1 protein-coding gene is annotated in these 980 nt (G+C 41.8%); it reads right to left on the bottom strand.

Annotated features, from left to right (window positions below):
- Positions 1–4: 4 nt before the first annotated feature.
- Entirely contained in the window at positions 5–889 is an 885-nt protein-coding gene (locus ABR397_RS22825; protein ID WP_350307704.1) for an IS982 family transposase, read from the bottom strand.
- Positions 890–980: the final 91 nt, after the last annotated feature.

Genomic DNA, 980 nt, shown 5'->3' on the forward strand with positions numbered 1-980 from the left:
AACCTCAGCTTCGTTTAAAAATAGCTATATCACAATCCCGTAAATTCAAGCTCGGTTTTTTAGGTTGGAATGTATAAGCAATTAGGCCAGCGACGATTTCCAATAAAAAACCGAGCTGACTGCGATGTCTTGAATGCTCTATCTGAGAAATATTTTTAAGCTGATCCACGACCGTTTCTATCAAAAATCTCCTTCTTAACATCAGCTTATCCCAGAGAGATAATTCTTTTGCCTTCATGTTATTACGGACATGAGTGATTAACGTTATTCCTTCTGCTTCTAGTTCATCGCACAAAGCCTGCGACAAATACCCTTTATCGCCATATAAACATCCGGTTAACCCTTGTACCAGCGCTTTGACGGGATGGCGATCATCCTTATTTCCTGAAGTCAACTTCACTGCCAGAAGTTCACCACAATCATTGATAACCAGATGAAGTTTAAAGCCATAAAACCAGCCGGTACTGGTTTTCCCTCGCTGTGCGATGCCCTGAAATACGCGATGACGGGGAATACGGAGATTGTGGCAAACGGCAATTTTGGTTGAATCAATAAAAGCGATCCCCTGGGTTTCTGCCTTGCGTGACGAAAGAAAAGCACAGAGAGGAATGAGCGCCCTTTGCTTCAAGGTTAACATCCGGGTGTAGCTGACCAACTGGGGAAAATCGGCCTGAAGATAGAGTTTAACATGCTGAATATAAAACGTTTTAAAATCACGATAATGGCTCATGTGGAATAAAATGAGTATCGTCATGACTTCACTGAGAGAAAGGGAAGCTTCGCGGCGACGTTTGAGCAAACCATTTTCAATTAACTGTTGATGCCAGAGAGGAATAAATTTTTGGCAAAAGTCATCGACGCAGCAGTAAAGTTCTTCTAAATTAAACATGCCTGAGGATCTCCACGATTTTGTTTTCTTTGACAAAAACTTTGATCGTGCCTCAGGCACTTAGTTCCCTTCTTAAGCAAACCTCAGGTTA

The sequence above is a fragment of the Photorhabdus viridis genome, from assembly GCF_040256935.1.
Classification (GTDB): domain Bacteria; phylum Pseudomonadota; class Gammaproteobacteria; order Enterobacterales; family Enterobacteriaceae; genus Photorhabdus; species Photorhabdus viridis.

Bases quoted from the DNA above. Each gene is read 5' to 3' on its own strand.
- ABR397_RS22825 (WP_350307704.1), bottom strand. From the start codon at position 889: ATGTTTAATTTAGAAGAACTTTACTGCTGCGTCGATGACTTTTGCCAA.